The following is a 6,000-nucleotide window of genomic DNA, read 5'->3' as shown; positions in this document are numbered from 1 at the left end:
AGTGGAACCACGCCGATCCATCTCGAACTCGGCTGTGAAACGCTGCAGCGCCGACGATATTTGGGGGGTAGCCCCCTGAGAAAATAGGTCGATGCCAGGTAAAACATTCGCCTCCACAACCGCCTTCTGGCCAAGCAGGACTGCTGGGCTGGGGCGGAGCCAAAGCCACCCCATCTGGGGTGGCTTTGTTGTGGGGATTTTTGGGCAGCCCAGGCTTACTTCGCTTCCATCCAGTTGGGACCCACGCCCGTTTCCACCAGCAGCGGCACGCTGAGGCTCACCGCCTGCTCCATCGTCTCGCGGGTCAGGGTCACCACGGCGTCGAGGGCCTCGGGGGCCGCCTCCAGTACCAGTTCGTCGTGCACCTGCAACAGCAGCCTGGCGGGCAGGGCCGTTTCCTGCAGCCTCCGGTGGAGCTGCACCATGGCGAGCTTGATGATGTCGGCGCTGGAGCCCTGGATCGGCGCGTTGGCGGCGGCCCGCAGCTGCTGGGCCTCCATGCCGCCGCGGCGGGCCACCTCCAGGTCGATGCTGAGCGGATCCTTGCCGAGGTGCCTGCCGAGCCCACCGGGGTCGAACTGGAACGGCCGACGCCGGCCCAGAATCGTCTCCACATACCCCCGGCTCAGGGCCAGTCGCTCCTGCAGCTCCAGGAAGGCGAACACCCTGGGGTAGCGCTGCCTGTAGCGGCTGAGAAAGTCCTTCGCTTCGGCCTGGCTGACGCCGGTTTCGCGGGCAAAGCGCTGGGCCCCCATGCCGTAGATCACACCGAAGTTGATCGTCTTGCCCAGGCGCCGCTCCTCGGGGCTCACCGACTCCTTCTCGAGCAGCAGGCGAGCGGTGAGGGCATGGACATCGTCGCCGTTCCGGTAGGCCTCGATCAGCACCTCCTCGCCGGAGAGGTGGGTGAGGATCCGCAGCTCGATCTGGGAATAGTCGGCACTGACCAGGCTCCAGCCCTCCTGGGGAAGGAAGGCCTTGCGGATCCGCCGTGAGAATTCGGTGCGGATGGGAATGTTCTGCAGGTTGGGATTGCTGCTGCTCAGCCGGCCGGTGGCGGTGACGGCCTGGTTGAAATCGGTGTGCACCCGCCCGGTTTCCGGTTCCACCAGGGCGGGAAGGGCATCCACGTAGGTGCTGCGCAGCTTGCTGAGGGTGCGGTGCTCGAGCACTAGGGGCACGACGGGATGGTCGTCTTCCAGCTTTTCCAGCACGGCCGCATCGGTGCTCCAGCCGGTCTTCGTCTTGCGCGATTTCTTGCGGTCGAGCCCGAGGGTGTCGAACAGCAGTTCGCCGAGTTGTTTGGGGCTGGCCAGGTTGAAGTCCACCGCCGCCGCCGCCCGCGCCTCGGCCTCCAGCCGCTGCAGGGTGGCGGCCAGCTTGGCGCTGAGCTCCTGCAGATAGGCGGTGTCGATGCGGATGCCGGTGGCTTCCATCAGGGCGAGCACCGGCTCGAGCGGCAGCTCCACCTGCTCGAGCAGCTGGAGCAGGGCGGGGCCGAGCTGCTCCAGCTGGGTGCGCAGCAGCGGCGTGAGCCGCCGGGTCACGTGCACATCCATGGCGCAGTACTGCGCCGCCGCGCTGATGGGAACGGCGGCGATGGTGGTGCCCTTCGGCACCAGCTCCGCGTAGCTCGTGGGGGTGAAGCCGAAGTTGCGCTCCGCCAGCACCTCCAGGCCGTGCTTGGCGTTGGCATCGCGCAGGTAATCGGCCAGCAGGGTGTCCATCACCACCCCCTGCAGCTCGAGGCCATGGCGCAGCAGCACCAGGCGGTCGTATTTGGCGTTCTGCAGCGTCTTCGGGTGGGCGGGGCTGGCCAGCCAGGGCGCCAGGGCCGTCAGCACCTGATCGAGCGGCAGCTGCTCGGGCGCCGGCGGAGGCTCGCTGAGCAGATCGTCCGCGGCCGGAGGGTGGTGCCCGATCGGGATGTAGGCCAGGGCGCCGGGCTCCTCTCCCCAGGCCAAGCCGATCCCGACGAGTTCGGCCTGGAAGGGGTTCAGCGCGGTGGTTTCGGTGTCGAAGGCCACGGGCGCGGCCGGATCCCTGCAGCCCTCGAGCCGCTGCATCAGGGCTGCCAGCGCCTCGGGGGTGGTGATCAGTTCGGGATGCAGCAGCGGTGGCCCAGGATCGCTGTCCGAATCAGGCGCGGGCGCTCCAGGCTCCGCAGAGTGCTCAGAGTGCTCAGCGAGCTCAGATGGCGCAGTCGCCGGCGGCCCAGCCTCCGTTGCCGAGCCGGGCTGGCTGCCGGAGGAGTTGGCGGATGAGCTGACGGGAGGCTCGGCCGAGAACAGCTGGGCGAAGCGGTCCACCTGCCTCACCAGGCTGCTGAGCTCCAGCGCCTCGAGGCTGGCGCGCAGCCCCTCGGTGTCCACGGCCCCGAGCTGCAGGCGGGGCGACTCGGGCAGCGGGATGTCCACCAGGATCTCGGCGAGCATGCGCGAGCGGAAGGCGTTCTCCCGGTCGTCCTGCAGCCGGCCGATCAGGGCCCCCTTGAGCACCCCGCGGGGATCCTTGGCCTTCGGACCCGCCTGCTCCAGCGCCTCCAGGGCCGCATAGACCCCATCGAGGTGCTCGAAGGCCTTCAGCAGGTTGATCGCCGTCTTCGGGCCGACCCCCTTCACGCCGGGGATGTTGTCGCTGCTGTCGCCGGTGAGGGCCTTGAGGTCCACCACCTCTTCGGGGGTGACGCCCAGCCTGGCGATCACGCCCTCGCGGCGGATCTCCACCGGCCCGGCGTTCTTTGCGTAGGGGCCGCCCCCCATGTAGAGCACGGCGATGTCGCGCTGGTCATCCACCAGCTGGAAGAGGTCGCGGTCGCCGGAGAGGATCCGCACCCGCCAGCCATCGGATGCCGCGCGGCTGGCCAGGGTGCCGAGCACGTCGTCGGCCTCGTACCCCGGCGCCATGCAGAGGGGGATGTCGAGGTTCTCCTGCAGGATGCGCTGCAGGTTGGCCAGGTCCTCGAAGAAGGCCTCGGGGGCCTCGTCGCGGTGGGCCTTGTAGGCCGCGTCGGCGTCGTGGCGGAAGGTGGGTTCGGCCGTGTCGAAGGCCACCACCAGCCCCTGGGGGGCGAGCCCCTTGCAGTGGTCCAGCAGGGCCTTGAGAAAGCCGTAGGTCACCGAGGTGGGCACGCCGGCCGCGGTGCTCAGGCCCCCTTCACCGCCCTTGCTGAAGGCGTAGAAGCTGCGGAAGGCCAGGGAGTGGCCGTCGATCAGCAACAGCAGCGGCTTCGTGCCGGTGGGTGCTGTTGCTGCCGTCACGGATGTCCTTGCCATGGCTGGGCCCCAGCCTGGCAGAGGGGTTGGGTTCGGTTCGAGACCCGGACGGTGCCGGCCTTACCTCGAGACCGCGGCGGTGCCGGCATTGCCGCCGCCCCTGGATCCGGCGATCGCCACCGCCCCCACGGCGATGGCGGCCAGGCCGGCGAGCAGCGCCGGGACCAGCCAGGCCGGAGCGGCGGCGGCGGCACCGGCGGCGGCAGCCGAACTGGCGGCTGCCGTGGAGCTGGCTGCAGTCGCGGCGGAGGAGATCGGCGGGATGATCGGGCAGGGCGCGGCCTTGCGCTCCATCGCCACGGCGGGTTCCGCGACCCGGAAGCGGTTGGGGCTGATCAGCTGCGGCGGCGCGCCACCCGGCGCCGTGGGGAGGGTCACGCTCGCGATGCTCCCCGTGCTGATCGGGGCCTCGGGATCGATCGAGATGAAGAGGCGATCGTCGGAGAGGAAGACGCGCGGCGAGGTGACGGGGATGCGCTCCACGATCGGCCCTTCGCCCCCACTGGCGGTATCGCTGACGCGGATCAGGATCGGCCCGGAGGCGTTGGCGGGCAGGGGTTTGGCGAGGGTGAGCTCCAGGTCGTCTTCGCCGGAGAGGAGGAAGACGATGTCCTCGGGCATGGCCGCGGTGCTGGCACTGCCTGGGGGGGCGGAACCGCTGGGTCCTCCGGCCGGGAGCTGGCTCAGTTCCGTGGACCTGACAGGAGCCTCAGGGGTGGTTTCGGCTGTGGTCCCGGCGGTGGCTGAAAGGTTGTCCTGGCTGCGCTGCTGTCGTGCGGCGATCGTGGCGGCCACGGAGGCGTCGATGGCGCGGGTGATGTCGGGGAGGGGTTGGATGCCCTCGGCGTCGATCCGCACGAGGTTGATGGCGGCCCCGGGGAAGGCACGGACCGGCAGGGTGTGGAGCCCAAACGCCGCTGCGGTCGCCACGGCCACAGGTACAACGAAGCGCATGGACGGCGCGTGCGGGGGGATTGATTGTTCTAACCAGTATCACTGGCTTGACAAGCTTGCGAGCCGATCAGAACGACATCGTGGCCCGCACCAGGTAGCGGGGTTCGCAGGGGTCAGTGGTGCAGAGGCCCTCGATGTAGTCGGGCGTGTTGCCGAGGAAATCGGTGGCGTAGAGCGAGAGGGTGAAGGGGATGTCGCGCAGGGGCCGCACCGAAAGGCCTGCACCGATGCCATAGCCGAACCACTCGGCGCCGATCGACAGGTGCCGGCCGAAGACGAGGCTGAAGGAGCCGATCGGGCCCCAGTAGCAATCGGTGCCGTCGGGGTAGTTGCGGCTGCTGATGTTGTTGCCGCTGAGGCAGTTGGTGGAGCCGAGCACGCCGTTGCCGCCATACCCGAAGAAATCGGAGCCGATGCCCATCGTGCTCACGGCCAGCCAGGGGTTGGGGCCACCCCGCAGCGGGATGGCCTGGGAGAGCACCAGATAGAAATTGCGGCCGAGATCGGTGCTGCTGTCGAGCTGCACGATGTGCTCGCCGCCGAAGGCCAGACCGGTGGTGGGGGTGAGGTTCACGGCGGCGCGAAAGCCGAGGCTCTGGGCGGAGAATTGGGAGGTGCCCCCATTGCGGCCGGAGAGGCTCTGCACGGTCCACTGGAAGCCGAGGCTGGCGCTGGCACTGCGGAAGGGGGTGAGGAAGATGTCGCCTTCCATGTCGGCGCAATCGAGGCTGTCCTCGACGTTGGCGGTGTTGCAGCTGCGGGTGCGGGTCACGCCCAGGAGCGTGGTGGACACGAGGAACTCCGGATCCGCCGCAAAACCGTTGGGCACCTGCAGGGCGATGTCCGGGAAGGGATCGCCGTTCACGGTGATGCCGCGGGCGAGGTTGCGCACCTCCGGCATGGCGGGAGGTTTCTCCTCAGCGAGTTCGGGGGGATCGGGGGGCTGGCTCTCGGCCGCCATCTGCGGGGTGATGACTTCGTCGTCCGGCACCACCGACCAGCGCAGGGCAGGGGCCGTGGCCGTGGTGGTCGTGGTGAGCATGGGCGCCATGACCGGGGGGCTGGGCGCGCCGCCTGACGGCACCGGCTGCCAGCGGAGGGCCGAGGGCGCGGGGGCGTCTGACGGGCCCGGCACCGCTTCCCAGACCAGGGGTGTGGCCACGGGCTCAGCGGCCGCGGGGGGTGCGAGCAGCTGGGGCAGCAGCGTGGCCAGGAGCGCCAGGGGTGCCAGGGAGGAAACGGGCACCCGGGCGGCCACGCGGAGGGCTTACAGAAACTGCGCCAATGTATCGATGGTGGGAAGCTGCTGCTGCCGGCGTCGCTACCCCATGGCCCCTTGGGGTGTGGCACGATTCCGGACGCCCCAGCAGCTGTCCCAGCAACCGTCGATGCACGCCGCCGTCCATTCCCGGTCCGGCCCTGTCCTGCTGGCGGCGCGGCTGTTGCCTGCCCTGGCGGCTGGCCTCTTGCTGGCCGCTTCCCCGGCGCGGGCCGAGATGACCTTTGCGATCGAAGCGGCACCAGCCGGCTCTGGCGCCCCGTCGGCCGACGGCCAGGGTGGTGGCGCGGCGCCGGCCTGTGTCCCCAGGCAGACCTCGGTTCAGGCGGGAGCGGCTCCCGGCCCAGAGATCAGCCCAGGCTCCAATCCTGCAGCCAGGCGGGCGGACCCCCGTTTGCCGTGACACGGGGGCTCGGGCGCAGCCGTGTCCTGAGCTCATGAGTTCCTCGCTGCAGGGGTCGCTACGGCACGAGCTGCCCGCGCGTGGCACCA

General features: G+C 69.8%; 3 protein-coding genes and 1 rRNA gene. 1 reads left to right on the top strand and 3 read right to left on the bottom strand.

The window, feature by feature from the left end; genetic code table 11:
* Nucleotides 1-100: ribosomal RNA gene (gene rrf, locus ACLD7X_RS10985) — 5S ribosomal RNA — on the top strand; the annotation flags it as partial.
* A 115-nt stretch (nucleotides 101-215) separates the two neighbouring features.
* On the opposite strand, the gene polA is transcribed toward rrf, so the two are convergent.
* The 3 genes from polA to ACLD7X_RS10970 all read right to left on the bottom strand — a co-directional run bounded on the left by polA (nucleotide 216) and on the right by ACLD7X_RS10970 (nucleotide 5,487).
* Entirely contained in the window at nucleotides 216-3,275 is a 3,060-nt protein-coding gene (polA, locus tag ACLD7X_RS10980) for a DNA polymerase I (protein WP_411423675.1), read from the bottom strand.
* A 60-nt stretch (nucleotides 3,276-3,335) separates the two neighbouring features.
* Nucleotides 3,336-4,229, bottom strand: coding sequence for a hypothetical protein (locus ACLD7X_RS10975; protein ID WP_411423674.1), 894 nt, complete (start codon nucleotides 4,227-4,229; stop codon nucleotides 3,336-3,338).
* Between the two features lie 67 nt (nucleotides 4,230-4,296).
* Nucleotides 4,297-5,487, bottom strand: coding sequence for a hypothetical protein (locus ACLD7X_RS10970; RefSeq protein WP_412007280.1), 1,191 nt, complete (start codon nucleotides 5,485-5,487; stop codon nucleotides 4,297-4,299).
* Between the last annotated feature and the right edge of the window lie 513 nt (nucleotides 5,488-6,000).

Origin of the sequence: Aphanothece microscopica RSMan92 (assembly GCF_046613545.2) — a bacterium.
Taxonomy (GTDB): domain Bacteria; phylum Cyanobacteriota; class Cyanobacteriia; order PCC-6307; family Cyanobiaceae; genus NIES-981.
The sequence above is the reverse complement of the archived record's forward strand: the minus strand, read 5'-3'. Positions and strand labels throughout refer to the sequence as shown.